Below are 15,610 nucleotides of genomic sequence, written 5' to 3'. Positions count from 1 at the left end.
TAACTAGAGGTAGCCTATGTTTCCAAACCTCACAGGCTTAGGGATTCAAAACCCGAAGCAAATTGAGCGTTACTCGTTACGACAAGAAGCGCACAAGGATGTGTTAAAGATCTATTTTCATAAGCAAAAAGGCGAGTTGTTTGCCAAGAGTGTGAAGTTTAAATATCCACGCCAAGTGAAAAACGTTTTGGTCGATAGTGGCAGTCATCAATACAAAGAAGTGACTGAAATCAATCGAAACTTAACTCTTGTAATCGACGAACTCAATAAGGTAACAAAACCAGAGAAATTAGCAGAGATCGACGTTAAAGCTAAAATTTTAATGGACTTACGTCATCTTGAAAAAGTCGTCGCTAGTAAAATTGCAGAGATTGAATCAGATCTAGAAAAATTGAACTAACTTTTTTGAAATCGGATACGCTAAAAAAAGGTTCCCAATGGGAACCTTTATTATTTTATATGGCTAGATTGCTAGATCTCTAAACAAGTAGTTACTCACATAAAAATCACTACCAACCCGCGTAGATCCCAACAAAATAGAGCGATATTGCGGCCATAACGCCAGCAACCACATCGTCAACCATAATACCTACACCACCTTCGACTTTCTTATCAAGCCAACCGATAGGCCAAGGCTTAACCATGTCAAAGAAGCGGAAAAGCACAAAGCCCGCAACAATCCACTTCCAATCAAATATCGCAACACCAAGCATTGGGACGACAAGCATAGTGATCCAAAATCCAACAAATTCATCCCAAACGATTGAACCGTGATCGTGTACTTTCATATCATCAGAAGTTATCTGACAAATCTTAACTCCGATGAAATAAGAACCTATGATCACTGCGATAAATAACCACAGAGGAAGTTGTACTAACAAAAGATAAACAGGTATCGATGCCAAAGTGCCCATCGTGCCCGGAATAATTGGCGAAAGACCACTGCCAAATCCTGTCGCAAGTAAGTGCCACGGGTTTTTTAAAGAAATTCGAGATAAAGGGTTCGTCATTGTTTTACCTTAAAGTGATCATATCCATTAAGTTGCCAGTCAAGCTCTGTACCGCGGTTATGAAGCTCAAACGTACCTGCAGGACGTATCTGTCCAATACAAGTAACTTTCGCTCCTGTATGGTTTAGAACGCTCTCTATAGAGCCTCTATTTTCTTCAGGCACGGTAAAGCACAGCTCATACTCTTCGCCACTGGTTAACGCATATTTTTGCGCAAGGACTTCATCTTGAGTAAAGCCAAGCAGCTCTGGCGATAGAGGAAGTGAGCTGACATCTACCGATGCACCGACATTTGAGCGGTTTAGAATGTGGCTCAAATCAGAAATTAACCCATCCGAGATATCGATAGCTGACGATGCCACATTGAGTAAAGCTTGGCCGACCAATACTCGCGGTGAAGATAGATAGTGTCTCTTCTCTAAAATGTCAGAATTTGCTTTTTTTCTTTGCTCATCATCGAGAATAACATCTAAGCCTGCTTTGCTGTCACCTAGATCGCCGGTGACGTATATCCAATCGCCAATTTTCGCACCACTTCGTCTCAGCGCTTTCTCTTCTGGCACAAAGCCTTGTACTGTTAATGTGAGACTCAGTGGTCCTTTTGTTGTATCACCGCCAATTAGCTGAATTCCAAAGTAATCCGCTAGCTGAAAAAATGCTTCACAAAAAGGCGCAAGCCACGCTTCGTCTGGTTTTGGCATGGTAAGCGCAAATGAGACCCAAGCGGGTGTTGCGCCCATTGCTGATAAGTCACTAATGTTTGAGGCCAGCGCTTTATGAGCGACCCAGCTAGGGTTTGCACCTTCAAGAAAGTGCGTACCTGCAACTAGAGTGTCGGTACTGATCGCTATCGCAACATTGCTTGGACTTTTAACCAGAGCACAATCATCACCGGCCGCTAGCAGCACATCTTTTCGCTGTGATTGTCGACCAACAAAATACTTATCAATGAGATTAAATTCACCAGGCATATTAGTCATTCTCAAACAAAGAGTTAATTTTATAAAGAGGCTATAGATGCTAAATAATCGATATAAAAAAGGCCAGCACTAAGCTGACCTTATTTTCACGATTACTCGTTACTTCTTCTTACGTACGTGCGGTGCCGCTTTATCAAGCACACCGTTAACGAACTTATGGCTATCTTCTGCAGCGAACACTTTAGCAAGTTCAATCGCTTCATTGATAACAACTTTGTAAGGTACATCTTCACGACGTGTCATCTCGTACATAGCAAGACGAAGCAAAGCCAGTTCCATCAGATCTAGATCCTGCATAGGACGAGATACGAATGGACGAAGCTTGCTATCTAGTTCCATATGACTTAGAGCAACACCAGTCAGTAGGTCACGGAAGTATGCCACATCTGTTTCTGGTGCGATAAGAGCAGGCTCAGCAGCATGATGTTCTTCTTCATCATACTTACCACCAGATATAAACTGTTCTTCAACTACGGCAACATTTTCTTTGCTAATTTGCCATGAGTAAATTGCTTGTAGAGCAAATTGACGTGCATTACGACGTGCGGCTGGTTTCACACTGGCCCCCATTAGGAATCGATTTCAGAAAGAACGTTGATCATCTCAAGTGCGCTTAGTGCAGCTTCTGCACCTTTGTTACCAGCCTTGGTTCCTGCGCGTTCAATAGCTTGATCGATGGTATCAACAGTAAGGACACCGAATGCTACTGGAAGACTAAACTCCATAGACACCTGTGCCAAACCTTTATTACATTCACTACAAACATAGTCGAAATGAGGCGTACCGCCACGAATTACTGTACCTAGAGATACAATCGCATCGAACTGGCCAGTCTTGGCAACACGCTGAGCAACTAATGGAAGCTCAACCGCACCAGGACAACGAACAACAGTAATATTGTCTTCGCTTACCTGTCCATGACGTTTTAAAGTATCGATTGCACCAGAAAGCAGGCTTTCGTTAATAAAACTGTTGAAACGAGCAATAACGATAGCAATTTTTGCATTTGGCGCTGGGAAGCCACCCTCGATCACTTTCATAAGCCTTCCTTTAACTATGTTCATCAAGTGAGAATCGCCGGATTCTAGCATAAAACTGTGAGCAATATCTAATAGATATTAAAGTTTATACGAACCTTCGGCGTGTCTAATTTAAGTTTCTGATAGTGATAAAAAATCACTGTTATCGATAAAAAAGGAAGCAAACGCTTCCTTTTTTACAAAGTTAGCCGAGTCTTACTCGCCTAGCTAATTGTTTTTATTCACATACGTATTCAATCACATTTAGACCAAAACCACCAAGAGCATGGTAACGTTTTGAGCTAGAAGACAATAAACGCATATCTGTCACACCAAGATCAGCGAGAATTTGTGACCCTACACCAACACGACGTGATGTACCTTGCTTCTTCGCCATCGTTGGCGCTTCGCCTTTATCTTGGGCTTCGAATACCTTAACTTTATGAATAAGTGTTTCGGTCGACTCTTCATTGCCAAGAATAATTAATACACCGCCTTCTGAACCGATTTTCTTCATTGCCGAATCTAAAGTCCAGCTACGTTCAGTTCCACGGTCAGAGTGCAGTAAGTCAGTGAACGTATCATGCAAATGAACACGAACTAACGGTGCTTTATCAGCATCCACAGAACCTTTCACCATCGCATGGTGAATTTGATTATCAATGGTGTCTCTAAACGTGACTAATTCAAAATCACCAAATTCCGTTGGCAATTTACATTGTGCAACACGCTCGATGGTTGTCTCTGTATTGTTTCGGTATTCAATAAGATCGGCAATTGTGCCAAGCTTTACATCATGCTTTTTAGAGAAGACTTCCAAGTCTGGGCGACGAGCCATAGTGCCATCATCGTTAAGGATCTCAACAATGACTGATGCAGGTTCAAGCCCGGCTAATCGACCTAAATCACAACCGGCTTCGGTATGACCAGCACGAGTTAACACACCACCCTCTTGAGCGGTTAAAGGAAAGATATGACCGGGCTGAACGAGATCAGCAGCTTTTGCCTCTTTCGCAACTGCTGCTTGAACTGTAACAGCTCGATCAGAAGCTGAAATACCAGTCGTTACACCGTCAGCGGCTTCAATAGACACTGTAAAATTCGTGGTGTACTGAGCATTATTGTCTTGCACCATCGGCGGAAGACCTAGTCGCTCACAACGCTCTTTGGTCATGGTTAAACAGATAAGTCCACGACCATGAGTCGCCATAAAGTTAATCGCTTCAGGCGTAATGTGTTCTGCAGCCATGATTAGATCACCCTCATTCTCACGATCTTCATCGTCCATGAGAATCACCATTTTACCAAGGCGAATATCTTCAATAATTTCTTGTGGAGTGCTAATTGACATGCTTAATTCCTTTATTTTTATACTCTTTTGATCGTGAATGCTGTTTCGATCATGACTAACGGTTTTAAACGTTTTTTATTAATTGAGAAAGCTCGTTAGGCAAAACCATTTTGCTGTAAAAATTCCATACTTAAACGAGATTTAGGCTCAGCCTCTTCTTTCTGACCTTGAAGAAGCCTTTCCATATAACGAGCTAGAACATCCACTTCCAAGTTTACTTTACGGCCCACTTGAAAACTATTGATCGTCGTCTCTTCACCCGTATGTGGAACGATGGTGAGTTTGAAGGCATTTTTGCGTAAATCGTTTACCGTCAAGCTAATTCCGTCGACAGTGATTGACCCTTTTTCAGCTACGTATTTAGACAGCTCCGCGGGCATTTCAACCCAAAACTCGATAGCACGACCAACTTGGTGACGCTCTACAATTATACCAACACCATCAACGTGCCCTGAGACAATGTGACCGCCAAAACGAGTGGTTGGCAGCATTGCTTTTTCAAGGTTGACTTTGTCACCGGCTTGGTAGTCTGTGAAACCTGTCTTATTGAGCGTTTCTAACGAAAGATCGGCTGTGTAACTGGACTGATTAAAATCAACCACGGTTAGGCATACGCCATTTGTCGCGATACTGTCACCAAGATTCACATCTGACATATCGAGTTTACCGACATTCACGGTGACACTGATATCTTCGCCTTTTGGAGTAATCGCAGCTAACGTGCCGACTGTTTCTACTATTCCTGTAAACATACTATTTTTCTTTCTTAATAAGTGTGGCTAGGTTTATCGAGTTCTACTGTTTTTATTAATAGTAGCGACGATTCTAATATCAGGCCCAACGAGACGTAAGTCTTGAATGGATAAGTCATGAGTCTCGTTCATCAACTCTAGTCCGAGAGCACCAAACAGACCACGACCATCACTACCCATTAATTTAGGTGCTAAATATAGCACTAACTCATCGACAAGCTCAGCTTCAAGCAGTGATTTAGCTAAGGTAGCGCCAGCCTCAACCCACAAATGGTTAATATTGTGTGAATCGACCAGTTGTTTAAACGCTTTAGTGAGATCAACCAGACCCTGAGCGTTTGTTTCTGCAGCTACCTCTCCATTGGGAGAAACTGTCAGTATCGGACCTGCGGTATTAAACAGTTTGAGATCACCAGACAGTCTTTGTTGTCGATCGAGAATGACACGAACTGGTTGGCGTAATTGCGCCTCTTCGTAATTTGATTGAAGAGTTTTAGGCAAATCATTCCAGCGAACATTCAGTGAAGCATTGTCATCAATAACCGTTTTACTGGTGGATAATATTGCACAAGATTTCGCACGATAGGCTTGAACGTCTTGTCTAGATTGGGGAGACGTTATCCACTGACTAACACCGTTACTTAATGCTGTTTGGCCGTCTAAGCTCGCCGCCATTTTTAGTTGTACAAACGGAAGCCCTGTTTGCATTCGCTTAATAAACGCCGGATTGAGAGCTTTGGCATCGGCTTCTAATAACCCTACATCAACTTGAATCCCCGCTTCACGGAGCATAGCAATGCCACGTCCGGCAACTTTGGGATTAGGGTCTTGCATTGCACAAACAACACGCGTGACTTTGGCATTGATTAAGCCTTCAGCACAAGGTGGGGTGCGACCATAATGCGAGCATGGTTCTAAAGTTACATACGCGGTCGCGCCAATTGATTGCTCACCGGCCATACGAAGCGCATGCACTTCAGCGTGAGGTTGACCTGCTCTTTCGTGAAAACCTTCACCAACGATTGTAGTGTCATGCTCAGTTTCGCCATGTCGAACAATAACGCAGCCAACATTAGGGTTTGGTGCAGTGGTATAGATGCCCTTTTTTGCCAACGTAATGGCACGGGACATCATTTGAAAATCAAATTTGGAAAATCGAGACATAATGGGCGAACTTAATCTTCTAACTTAGCAATTTCTTCGCCAAACTCGCGAATGTCTTCAAAACTTCGATACACAGAAGCAAAGCGGATATAAGCGACCTTATCGAGGTCTTTAAGCTGATCCATTACGAGATTACCGATCATATCGCTTGGTACTTCACGCTCACCAGTTGCACGAAGTTGAGATTTAATCATGCTGATTGCAAGCTCAATAGAATCGGCACTCACTGGGCGTTTCTCTAATGCACGCTGAAAACCTCCCACCATTTTATCTTCATTAAATGGTTCTCGATTGCCATTGGTTTTAATGACTTTTGGCATCACTAGTTCAGCGGTTTCAAATGTAGTGAAACGTTCGCTACATGCTAAGCACTGGCGGCGACGACGTACCTGATGACCATCAGCAACTAATCTAGAATCAATAACTTTTGTGTCGTTCTCAGAACAGAAAGGACAATGCATATTACCTCCAAGTAATTACCCACAGTGTAACGGAATTACTCTTATGAAGAAAAGTAAAAGGGGCGTAACGCCCCTTTATAATTCCAAATGTCTGTGTTACTTCAAGCTCGTATTATGGTCGAGCTAAATAGTTCGCTTTGCCAACCCACTTATAGCTGGTTAGCTCTTCAAGCCCCATTGGTCCACGAGCATGCAGTTTTTGCGTAGAGACAGCAACTTCTGCGCCTAAACCAAACTGTGCACCGTCAGTAAAGCGTGTTGATGCGTTAACATAAACTGCGGCCGAACCCACTGAGTTAATAAAGACTTCTGAGTTTTGTAGGCTGTTAGTCATGATTGCGTCTGAGTGACTGGCGTTATGCACACGCATATGAACAATCGCTTCTTGAACGTCTTCAACCACTTTCACGCCTAGTGTATAACTCAGCCACTCGGTATCGAAATCACCTTGCTCAGCATCGCGAACATTGTCAGCACCATTCAATAGTGCTTTTGCACTTGGGTCTGCTACAAATGTCACCTGCTCACTCATACGTTGTGCCGCTTTCGCTAGGAATTCTTTTGCTACCGCTTTATGAACCAATAGCGTATCTAAAGAGTTACAAGCCGATGGACGCTGAACTTTCGAGTTTTCAACAACATTCAATGACTTATCAAGGTCAGCGCTTTCGTCTACAAAAATATGACTAATACCAAAACCACCAATAATCACAGGGATTGTGCTGTTCTCTTTACACATTTTGTGCAAACCCGCACCACCACGTGGAATGATCATATCAACATAATCATCAAGTTTAAGCAGTTGAGAGACAAGCTCTCGGTCTGGCTTTTCAATGTACTGTACTGAAGCCGCTGGAAGTGATGCTTTTTCTAGAGCAGATTGAATCACTTTCACGAGCTCCATGTTAGAGAAGAACGTCTCTTTTCCACCACGTAGAATACTTGCATTACCCGTTTTCAAACAAAGAGCCGCAATATCGATGGTCACATTTGGGCGAGCTTCATAGATAACACCAACCACGCCAAGTGGTACTCGACGACGAGACAGCGACATGCCATTTTCTAGCATTTTACTGTCTATCTCACTGCCAACAGGATCGTCTAAGCTGATAACGTTACGGACATCATTCGCAATACCAACTAAGCGCTCTTCATTGAGCAATAAGCGATCCAATAACGCATCTGTTAAGCCTGCCTCTCGACCCAATTGAATGTCTTTTTCATTCGCCGCTAAAATGGTATCCGTGTTCGCTTCTAGCTCATTAGCAATAATCGCTAGTGCTTGATTTTTCTGAGACGTTGACGCTGTTGCGAGGTGAAAAGCCGCTTCTTTAGCCGCTTGCCCCATATTGTTTAAATCCACTTTAAATTCCTCTCTTTTATTCTTGGATGACAACAAGATCATCGCGATGGATCACTTCTGAGCCGTAGTCATAGCCAAGAATAGAAATAATGTCTTTACTGTGTTTACCAGCAATACGCGCCAAGTCTTGGCTTGAGTAACTCGTAATACCGCGAGCGATTAAATTACCATGAGTATCTACGATACGAGCCACCTCGCCTCGCGCAAATTCGCCGTGAACTTTAGTCACACCCTTTGCAAGTAAACTGCTTCCTTTCGTGACGACAGCGCGCATCGCTCCATCATCAACCACAATATCACCAGCCGCCGCGGGACCAGCTAAAATCCAACGTTTCCGGTTTTCCAATGACTCAGCCAATGGTAAGAATCGGGTGCCTTGCGGTACATCGCTGATCGAGTCAAAGATAACATTTTCAGCACTGCCCGCTGCAATAATAACTTCAATCCCGGCACGTCTTGCGATATCCGCCGCTTGTAGTTTTGTAGCCATACCGCCAGTACCAAGCGTCGTGCCACTTCCACCTGCAATTTTGCGAAGAGTGGCATCAATGGTACGAACTTCTTTGATTAATTCAGCATTGGGATCTTTGCGTGGATCAGCGGTAAACAACCCTTTCTGATCGGTGAGCAATAGCAGTTTATCTGCGCCACATAAGATGCCAACTAAGGCGGACAAATTATCGTTATCACCCACTTTGATTTCACTGGTTGCGACTGCATCATTCTCGTTAACTACGGGAATGATGTCATTATCAACCAAAGCATTAATCGTATCTCGAGCATTCAAAAAGCGTTCACGATCATCTAAATCAGCGCGTGTTAGTAGCATTTGACCTATTTTCATACCATAGATAGCAAACAACGACTCCCAAACTTGAATTAATTGGCTTTGTCCTACTGCGGCTAGAAGCTGCTTGCTAGACATTGCGTTGGGGAGTGCGGGGTAACCTAAGTGCTCGCGTCCGGCAGCTATTGCGCCAGAAGAAACCATTACAATTGAATGGCCGAGTTTTTTTAACTCAGCACATTGACGCACAAGTTCGACCATGTGAGCTCTATCAAGAGCTTGGGTTCCACCTGTGAGTACACTAGTGCCCAGTTTAACAACCACCGTTTTTGGTTGAGCTGAGGTTCCGCTATGTTGATTCGTTGTCATGATACTTTTTGATAAGAATTACGTATAAGAGCTGATGTTTTAACAATCAACGCTGAATTTAACAAGTGAAAAAGGTGCTTAAAGCACCTTTTTATATAAAGTAGAGGGAATTGAGCTGAATTATACGAATTCGACGGACTCTTTATGAAGTTCCACCGTCATTTGAAATTTCTCTTCTAAAGTCTTGGTCAGCTTATTATGAAAATCATCTTGCGTTCGGTTTACTTCGGCAATCGCCTTCTTAGGGACAGAAACAGCGTCCCAGTTACCTTCCAGGTTGTATCGTCCAACAAAGTAATTTGCTTTAAATCCCTGCTGATCTTGCTCAAGCTCAAGCCACCAACCCCAAAATTCACGCTCTTCCGGAGATTTCTTGTCATTGACACACGCAGACAAACAATCAAATAAATAATTACCTTCACTGCATTGCATCTCTCGAAGGTACGGTCCGACAGCTTTTAATGTACTTAATAAGCGGTAATGAGTTGGCAACTTTGTCACTTCAGCCATATGAGTTACTCCATTAAATAATTAGCGATAATATTTTTATTAAGTGTGATTTATAGTTATTGACTTACTATTGTCACTTCTTGTTATGTGGTTAATTTTCAACCATATATATTATGCTTAACTAATAACGGGGAAATGTCATCTATATAGTTCGTCTTCCATCCATTTTATAGCTAAAGCGAGGGATTGCTCATATCCTTCTGAAATTATTTTATTATTTATTTTCCGAGCCTTTCCATATTGGCTATATAGTGCTACTAGTTGATTATCTGAATGTGGAGACACCGGATCACCATCGAGGCTCATTGCCAAAATAGGCACTTTAGTTTTTCGGCTCGACACCACACCTTGAACCTTCAGAGACCACGCCATTAATTGACCAGATAAGCTCCCTACATCGACAATCGACTTACCAATCCTGCACGCCAGTAGGTCCAAGTACATCTTAGACATATTCTGTAGTTTCTTTGGTGAAGCCAAAAGATCGTGGATTGGCGCGCCCATTGAAACACACGCTTTGATCTTGTTTTGCTCTAAGAATGAAAGACGCACCATTGCATTACCACCAAATCTGAACCCTAAAAGGCCGACTTTATAGTGATCAACCCACGGGATATTTGGCAACTCATCTAGTACGGCCTGATGAAGGCAAGAGGTATCTTCGCTCAAAGGCCAGTAACTATTTTGCCCAACGGAAGGCATATCAACCGTCAACATTGCTATGTTTTTTGGTGCTAGATGGTCTCGAAACAGTCGCCACATATCCGTTTGTAATGTATCAAGCCCTGCACTAACAATAACCACAGGCTGTGGTTGAAGCGTATTGGTCGCGTGTAAGTTCGCAGTGATCTTTCTTTTCCCGTAAGGAATTTGAAGACGCTTTACGACAAACTTACTTTTTTCAGCCGCTTCCGTGTAAGCCGCATTAGCTTGAACTTGAGCTTGAAGTGATAGGTTATCATTTTTCAAATGTGGGTAACCCGCGATGCTAAAGCACAACGAAGCCGTAAATAGCTCTTCAGCCCCTTCATCCCCATCTAAAGCTTTGCCGCGCTTTTGGTGCTCTGTACCAAGCTTGCCCCACTCATAAGCCCAGTTACCGCTGCGAAACCCGATGACAGTATCTAGCCAATGATCATGGGTACGAGAATGCTCTGAAGACGCAATTCTTGCCAAAACTGCTTCTTGCTCAATAGGATCAACGCCTTGCCAAGCCCACTGCATGCGGCGCAGGTTTCGATACCAAGATCCTGTATTGATTTTTTCATCCAAAAAAGGTTTGTTACTCGGCATGTATTGGGTAAGTGCTGACGTTTCTTTCGCTTGCTTGTTTTTAACAAAAAGAGTTTCAGACAAGTTCTTATCGCTTTGATCTGACATATTGATTCCTAATGGGCAGCTTTAGACGTTTATAAGGGGTAAAAAAAATGACCCATAAGAGGGTCATTTTTCACTATTCACGCTAAGAAGCAATTATTTTACGCTAAGAAGCTATTATTTTTGCTTGCGATTAATAGGCTCAGCAAATTGAAGCGCCGTATCCCACGGTTGTTCAATCCATGTATCTTGAGCAATATCAACAACGTAATCATCAAGCAGATCAACGCCAGAAGGTTTAGCACATACAGCAATGAGTTTAGCTTTCGGGTACATTTCACGAAGCTTACGCGCTGTATCACCACTGTCTACCAAGTCTTCTACAATTAGAAAGCCTTCGCCGTCACCTTCAGGTGCTTTAACAACCGTCATGTCACGCTGGTGATCATGATCGTAGCTAGAGATACAAATTGTATCTACGTAACGAATACCAAGTTCACGAGCTAAGATTGCAGCGGGAACAAGACCGCCACGGCTAACACCTAGGATACCTTTCCATTGTTCTGCTGGCATTTGCTTTTCAGCTAATTGACGGCAGTATGCTTGCATGTTGTCCCAAGTGATAATGAATTTATTGCTCATTGTATAAACCTAATAATTTGAAAAATATGAATTTGTTTATTCTACGATGTACTTAATGATAAAGATGGCTGACATAACCCAAACACTGAGTGAAACATCACGTCCTTTACCACTTAATAGCTTAATCGCTGCGTAGCTAATAAAGCCAAGTGCGATACCTTCTGCAATTGAGAAAGTCAGTGGCATTAGTAAACATGTTACAACCACTGGAGCCGCTTCTGTTAGGTCGCGCCAATCAATGCTCACTAAACCAGAAAGCATTAGGATCGCAACATAAAATAGCGCACCTGTCGTCGCGTAGGCTGGGATCATACCAGCAAGTGGCGAGAAGAATAATGCAAGAAGGAACAAAATGCCAACAACAACCGCAGTTAATCCTGTACGACCACCAGCTGCTACACCTGCAACACTTTCAATGTAAGAAGTTGTGTTAGATGTACCTAGAAGCGCACCAGCAGAGGTTGCTGTAGAGTCAGCAAGAAGTGCACGGTTTAAACGAGGAATCTTACCGTCTTTACCAATTAAATCTGCTTTTTGAGCAACACCAACTAACGTGCCAGCTGTGTCGAATAAATCAACGAATAGAAAAGCGAAGACAACTGAAATCATACCGATTTCAAATACTGCCGAGAAATCAAGCTGCATGAAGGTAGGTGCGATGCTTGGTGGCGCAGACATGATACCGCCCCATTGAACATCACCAAATACAAGACCTAGCGCAGTGACCACTAGAATAGCAATCATTACCGCGCCTTTTAGGCCGCGATGCACCAATGCAATCGTAATGAAGAAACCGATAGCGGCTAAAACAGAAGAAAGTGACGTGATATCACCCATAGTCACTAGCGTTACTGGATTACCAACAACGATGCCAGCATTTTTAAGACCAACAAGCGCCAAGAATAGACCAATACCTGCTGAGATGCCTGTACGCAGAGACATTGGTATAGAGTTGATGATCCACTCACGTATCTTGAAGATACTTAAAAGAATGAACAGCACACCAGAAACAAATACAGCAGCTAACGCAACCTGCCATGTATGTCCCATACCCAAAACAACACCGTAGGTAAAGAAGGCATTCAAACCCATACCTGGTGCTTGAGCAATTGGGTAGTTAGCAATAAAGCCCATAATGAAACAACCAATTGCAGCAGCAAGACACGTCGCTACAAAGACTGCCCCGTGATCCATGCCTGCATCAGACAACATTGCTGGGTTAACAAAAATTATATAAGCCATTGTTAGGAATGTAGTAACACCTGCAATGACCTCAGTCTTCACGTTCGTGCCGTGTTCACTGAGTTTAAATAGCCTTTCGAGCATGATCGGATCCTATGAGGGTAAAAAGTAAACGGTTGCGTAATCGATTGGCCTGAATTATAGAGTTATCAATTAACAAATTCCAGATAGAATTATGACTCTAATGAATAATTACTGGGTACGAGAAGAAAATTCAGGACGAATTTCAATAGAAAAACAAGATAAACCCTTTAATTTCAATCAATAAGATAGTGGGATAAAATTTAAGGTCATGATGTTTTTTTAAACCATGTTCTAAACTTTCATAAGGATTCATGGGGAAACAGGACTTCAAAGTATGAACTACGATGAATAGACGTTAAAGAATTGTTCTAAATATAGAAACTAAACGTTAGTGGCGAATGATTAATCAGTTGGCTTTTTATAGATAAAAAAACGCCACTCAAATGGAGTGGCGGTTGAATCATCTCAGCTAAGTAGCTGTAAAAAAATTCCAATAAATAGGGGTGAACAAATTGTTCAAATAACACGCTTTCGCTGTTACCAACTCAACTATTGAGAATAGTCAGTTGTGATAACCTTGATTGCTAATAACCTAGTTATTAATAACCAAAGCTAATTGGGTATACAAAGTCGCTAGTGTAAACATTGCTGTTAGTCCAGAACATTGCAGATGGTAAACCTTTCATAACTATCACCTTAAAATCAATTAAAAAAATACAGTTTGATTCTCAGTTCCTTGGAGGCGATTAACGGACTCATCCTTTGAGCATTTCTTCTTCATTACTGAAGATGTGACTAATATATCACCATGAAATTTAATTACAAGTAAATAGTGATTTAAATCACAAAACATTAAAGAATCAATGAATGACATACATTTTGTGTAATTAAATTACACAACCATCAATGGCCAAATTAACACCCCTGTGTAGAACCGTATATGAGTTAGATTTAATGTTTATATTCTGTGACGGCCGTGAACAATTTCATTACAGGATAAGCTACACCCCTCGTGTAGTGAGTGGTATGCTGTGATCCACTACACCACAGCCCGCATCCAGTTAATCCATCTTTATAATATGGGTTTTTCATCGTTAAGATGTGGCAAATTAATAAATTAGGAGTTATCCGTGTCTGAATTCCACTCTGAAATTAGCAACTTATCACCTTCGTCTATTTGGCAGTTTTTCGATAAAATCTGTTCTATTCCACACCCTTCTAAGCATGAAGAAGAGCTCGCTCAATACATCATTAATTGGGCTAAAGCTGAAGGTCTGGATGTGCGTAGAGATCCAACGGGAAATGTGTTTATTAAAAAGCCAGCGACAGCGGGTATGGAAAATCGCAAAGGTGTTGTTCTACAGGCTCATATCGATATGGTGCCACAGAAGAATGAAGATACCGATCACAACTTTGAAACGGATCCAATTCAACCGTATATCGATGGCGAGTGGGTTACCGCTAAAGGTACAACCCTAGGTGCAGATAACGGTATGGGTATGGCTTCATGCTTGGCAGTCTTGGCTTCAAATGAGCTTAAGCACGGTCCACTGGAAGTACTACTTACTGTTGATGAAGAAGCGGGAATGACAGGCGCTTTTGGCTTAGAAGCTGGTTGGCTAGAAGGTGACATTCTTCTTAACACGGATTCTGAGCAAGAAGGCGAAGTCTACATGGGTTGCGCTGGCGGCATCGACGGCTCAATGACGTTTGATATTGTTCGTGAAGATATCCCTAAAAACTATGTAACTCGTAAACTCATTCTTAAAGGTCTTAAAGGCGGTCACTCAGGTTGTGACATCCACACTGGCCGTGCCAACGCGAACAAGCTGCTTGCTCGTTTTCTTTCTGGCCACGCAAAAGAGTTAGACTTACGCTTAGTTGAATTTAAAGGTGGTAGTCTACGTAACGCAATTCCTCGCGAAGGTTTTGTAACTGTCGCTGTACCTAAAGAAAACCAAGAAAAACTGGATTCGCTATATAGCTACTTCACAGAGCTTCTAACGGCTGAACTTGGCAAAACAGAAGACGGAATCGTTACCTTCAATGAAGAAGTAATCGTAAGTCAGGGTGTTATCGATCCAGCTTCTCAAGCGCGTTTTGTTGCAGCTCTGAATGCTTGCCCTAACGGCGTGATTCGCATGAGTGACGAAATTGAAGGTGTTGTAGAAACCTCACTGAACGTGGGTGTCATTACAACAGAAGAGAACAGCATCACTGTATTATGCTTGATTCGTTCTTTGATTGATTCTGGCCGTAGCCAAGTTGAAGGCATGCTGAACTCTGTTGCTGAACTTGCTGGTGCGAATATGGCATTTTCTGGCGCATACCCAGGTTGGAAGCCAGATGCTAATTCAGAAATCATGGCGATTTTCCGTGATATGTACGAAGGTATCTACGGCAACAAGCCAAACATCATGGTTATTCACGCGGGACTAGAATGTGGCTTGTTCAAAGAACCTTACCCTAATATGGATATGGTTTCTTTCGGTCCAACCATCAAGTTCCCTCACTCTCCTGATGAAAAAGTGAAAATTGATACCGTTGCACTGTATTGGCAACAAATGGTTGCCTTGCTAGAAGCTATTCCAGAAAAAGCGTAACTTCCTGCTTTCTACT

Annotated in this window: 17 protein-coding genes; 2 read left to right on the top strand and 15 right to left on the bottom strand. The window is 42.5% G+C overall.

Going from position 1 to position 15,610, the window contains the following annotated elements; translation table 11 throughout:
- The first annotated feature begins 16 nt into the window (after positions 1 to 16).
- The gene (locus L4C54_RS14700) at positions 17 to 400 is read left to right on the top strand and encodes a DUF3461 family protein (RefSeq protein WP_428800929.1); all 384 of its coding nucleotides are present in this window, start codon (positions 17 to 19) and stop codon (positions 398 to 400) included.
- Positions 401 to 509: 109 nt separating this feature from the next.
- On the opposite strand, the gene pgpA is transcribed toward L4C54_RS14700, so the two are convergent.
- The 15 genes from pgpA to vcdP form a co-directional block, all read right to left on the bottom strand.
- Positions 510 to 1,010: a phosphatidylglycerophosphatase A gene (pgpA, locus tag L4C54_RS14695; protein ID WP_428808769.1), complete on the bottom strand. Its 501-nt coding sequence runs from the start codon at positions 1,008 to 1,010 to the stop codon at positions 510 to 512.
- On the bottom strand, positions 1,007 to 1,981 hold the full coding sequence (gene thiL / locus L4C54_RS14690) for a thiamine-phosphate kinase (RefSeq protein ID WP_428808768.1): 975 nt from the start codon (positions 1,979 to 1,981) through the stop codon (positions 1,007 to 1,009). The genes pgpA and thiL overlap by 4 nt, the downstream gene beginning before the upstream one ends.
- A gap of 108 nt (positions 1,982 to 2,089) precedes the next feature.
- Entirely contained in the window at positions 2,090 to 2,560 is a 471-nt protein-coding gene (nusB, locus tag L4C54_RS14685; RefSeq protein ID WP_017035058.1) for a transcription antitermination factor NusB, read from the bottom strand.
- A complete protein-coding gene (ribH, locus tag L4C54_RS14680) occupies positions 2,560 to 3,030 on the bottom strand; it encodes a 6,7-dimethyl-8-ribityllumazine synthase (RefSeq protein WP_248007687.1) in 471 nt (156 codons plus the stop codon). The genes nusB and ribH overlap by 1 nt, the downstream gene beginning before the upstream one ends.
- A 217-nt stretch (positions 3,031 to 3,247) precedes the next feature.
- On the bottom strand, positions 3,248 to 4,360 hold the full coding sequence (ribBA, locus tag L4C54_RS14675) for a bifunctional 3,4-dihydroxy-2-butanone-4-phosphate synthase/GTP cyclohydrolase II (RefSeq protein ID WP_428808767.1): 1,113 nt from the start codon (positions 4,358 to 4,360) through the stop codon (positions 3,248 to 3,250).
- A 95-nt stretch (positions 4,361 to 4,455) separates the two neighbouring features.
- Entirely contained in the window at positions 4,456 to 5,112 is a 657-nt protein-coding gene (locus L4C54_RS14670; protein ID WP_428808766.1) for a riboflavin synthase, read from the bottom strand.
- Positions 5,113 to 5,145: 33 nt separating this feature from the next.
- A complete protein-coding gene (gene ribD, locus L4C54_RS14665; protein WP_428808765.1) occupies positions 5,146 to 6,276 on the bottom strand; it encodes a bifunctional diaminohydroxyphosphoribosylaminopyrimidine deaminase/5-amino-6-(5-phosphoribosylamino)uracil reductase RibD in 1,131 nt (376 codons plus the stop codon).
- Between the two features lie 11 nt (positions 6,277 to 6,287).
- Complete coding sequence (gene nrdR, locus L4C54_RS14660) at positions 6,288 to 6,737, bottom strand: transcriptional regulator NrdR (RefSeq protein ID WP_428800935.1); 450 nt, start codon at positions 6,735 to 6,737, stop codon at positions 6,288 to 6,290.
- Between the two features lie 112 nt (positions 6,738 to 6,849).
- Positions 6,850 to 8,100, bottom strand: a complete 1,251-nt coding sequence (locus tag L4C54_RS14655) for a glutamate-5-semialdehyde dehydrogenase (RefSeq protein WP_428808764.1) — start codon at positions 8,098 to 8,100, stop codon at positions 6,850 to 6,852.
- A gap of 16 nt (positions 8,101 to 8,116) precedes the next feature.
- Positions 8,117 to 9,256, bottom strand: a complete 1,140-nt coding sequence (proB, locus tag L4C54_RS14650; protein ID WP_428808763.1) for a glutamate 5-kinase — start codon at positions 9,254 to 9,256, stop codon at positions 8,117 to 8,119.
- A gap of 120 nt (positions 9,257 to 9,376) precedes the next feature.
- Positions 9,377 to 9,766, bottom strand: a complete 390-nt coding sequence (crl, locus tag L4C54_RS14645) for a sigma factor-binding protein Crl (RefSeq protein ID WP_428808762.1) — start codon at positions 9,764 to 9,766, stop codon at positions 9,377 to 9,379.
- Positions 9,767 to 9,904: 138 nt separating this feature from the next.
- The gene (frsA, locus tag L4C54_RS14640) at positions 9,905 to 11,146 is read right to left on the bottom strand and encodes an esterase FrsA (RefSeq protein WP_428808761.1); all 1,242 of its coding nucleotides are present in this window, start codon (positions 11,144 to 11,146) and stop codon (positions 9,905 to 9,907) included.
- Positions 11,147 to 11,260: 114 nt separating this feature from the next.
- On the bottom strand, positions 11,261 to 11,725 hold the full coding sequence (gene gpt / locus L4C54_RS14635) for a xanthine phosphoribosyltransferase (protein ID WP_428800940.1): 465 nt from the start codon (positions 11,723 to 11,725) through the stop codon (positions 11,261 to 11,263).
- A 36-nt stretch (positions 11,726 to 11,761) separates the two neighbouring features.
- Positions 11,762 to 13,051: an NCS2 family permease gene (locus tag L4C54_RS14630; RefSeq protein WP_428800941.1), complete on the bottom strand. Its 1,290-nt coding sequence runs from the start codon at positions 13,049 to 13,051 to the stop codon at positions 11,762 to 11,764.
- A 539-nt stretch (positions 13,052 to 13,590) separates the two neighbouring features.
- On the bottom strand, positions 13,591 to 13,677 hold the full coding sequence (vcdP, locus tag L4C54_RS24150; protein WP_489686481.1) for a small protein VcdP: 87 nt from the start codon (positions 13,675 to 13,677) through the stop codon (positions 13,591 to 13,593).
- 444 nt (positions 13,678 to 14,121) lie between these two features.
- Here vcdP and L4C54_RS14625 point away from each other — a divergent pair, with 444 nt between their 5' ends.
- Positions 14,122 to 15,594 (top strand): aminoacyl-histidine dipeptidase, encoded by a 1,473-nt coding sequence (locus L4C54_RS14625; RefSeq protein ID WP_428808760.1) that lies wholly within the window; start codon positions 14,122 to 14,124, stop codon positions 15,592 to 15,594.
- The last annotated feature ends 16 nt before the right edge of the window (positions 15,595 to 15,610 follow it).

Source organism: Vibrio lamellibrachiae (assembly GCF_050337265.1).
In the GTDB taxonomy this organism is placed as follows: Bacteria; Pseudomonadota; Gammaproteobacteria; order Enterobacterales; family Vibrionaceae; genus Vibrio; species Vibrio kyushuensis.
Note: the sequence above shows the minus strand (reverse complement) of the source record. Positions and strands in the feature narration are given on the sequence as shown.

What these genes read in the sequence shown, in the direction of transcription:
- ribD (WP_428808765.1), bottom strand. Translation starts at nt 6,276, where the DNA reads ATGTCTCGATTTTCCAAATTTGATTTTCAAATGATGTCCCGTGCCATT.
- proB (WP_428808763.1), bottom strand. Translation starts at nt 9,256, where the DNA reads ATGACAACGAATCAACATAGCGGAACCTCAGCTCAACCAAAAACGGTG.
- pgpA (WP_428808769.1), bottom strand. Translation starts at nt 1,010, where the DNA reads ATGACGAACCCTTTATCTCGAATTTCTTTAAAAAACCCGTGGCACTTA.
- L4C54_RS14630 (WP_428800941.1), bottom strand. Translation starts at nt 13,051, where the DNA reads ATGCTCGAAAGGCTATTTAAACTCAGTGAACACGGCACGAACGTGAAG.
- thiL (WP_428808768.1), bottom strand. Translation starts at nt 1,981, where the DNA reads ATGCCTGGTGAATTTAATCTCATTGATAAGTATTTTGTTGGTCGACAA.
- ribH (WP_248007687.1), bottom strand. Translation starts at nt 3,030, where the DNA reads ATGAAAGTGATCGAGGGTGGCTTCCCAGCGCCAAATGCAAAAATTGCT.
- nusB (WP_017035058.1), bottom strand. Translation starts at nt 2,560, where the DNA reads ATGGGGGCCAGTGTGAAACCAGCCGCACGTCGTAATGCACGTCAATTT.
- ribBA (WP_428808767.1), bottom strand. Translation starts at nt 4,360, where the DNA reads ATGTCAATTAGCACTCCACAAGAAATTATTGAAGATATTCGCCTTGGT.
- nrdR (WP_428800935.1), bottom strand. Translation starts at nt 6,737, where the DNA reads ATGCATTGTCCTTTCTGTTCTGAGAACGACACAAAAGTTATTGATTCT.
- vcdP (WP_489686481.1), bottom strand. Translation starts at nt 13,677, where the DNA reads ATGAAAGGTTTACCATCTGCAATGTTCTGGACTAACAGCAATGTTTAC.
- gpt (WP_428800940.1), bottom strand. Translation starts at nt 11,725, where the DNA reads ATGAGCAATAAATTCATTATCACTTGGGACAACATGCAAGCATACTGC.
- frsA (WP_428808761.1), bottom strand. Translation starts at nt 11,146, where the DNA reads ATGTCAGATCAAAGCGATAAGAACTTGTCTGAAACTCTTTTTGTTAAA.
- L4C54_RS14670 (WP_428808766.1), bottom strand. Translation starts at nt 5,112, where the DNA reads ATGTTTACAGGAATAGTAGAAACAGTCGGCACGTTAGCTGCGATTACT.
- crl (WP_428808762.1), bottom strand. Translation starts at nt 9,766, where the DNA reads ATGGCTGAAGTGACAAAGTTGCCAACTCATTACCGCTTATTAAGTACA.
- L4C54_RS14700 (WP_428800929.1), top strand. Translation starts at nt 17, where the DNA reads ATGTTTCCAAACCTCACAGGCTTAGGGATTCAAAACCCGAAGCAAATT.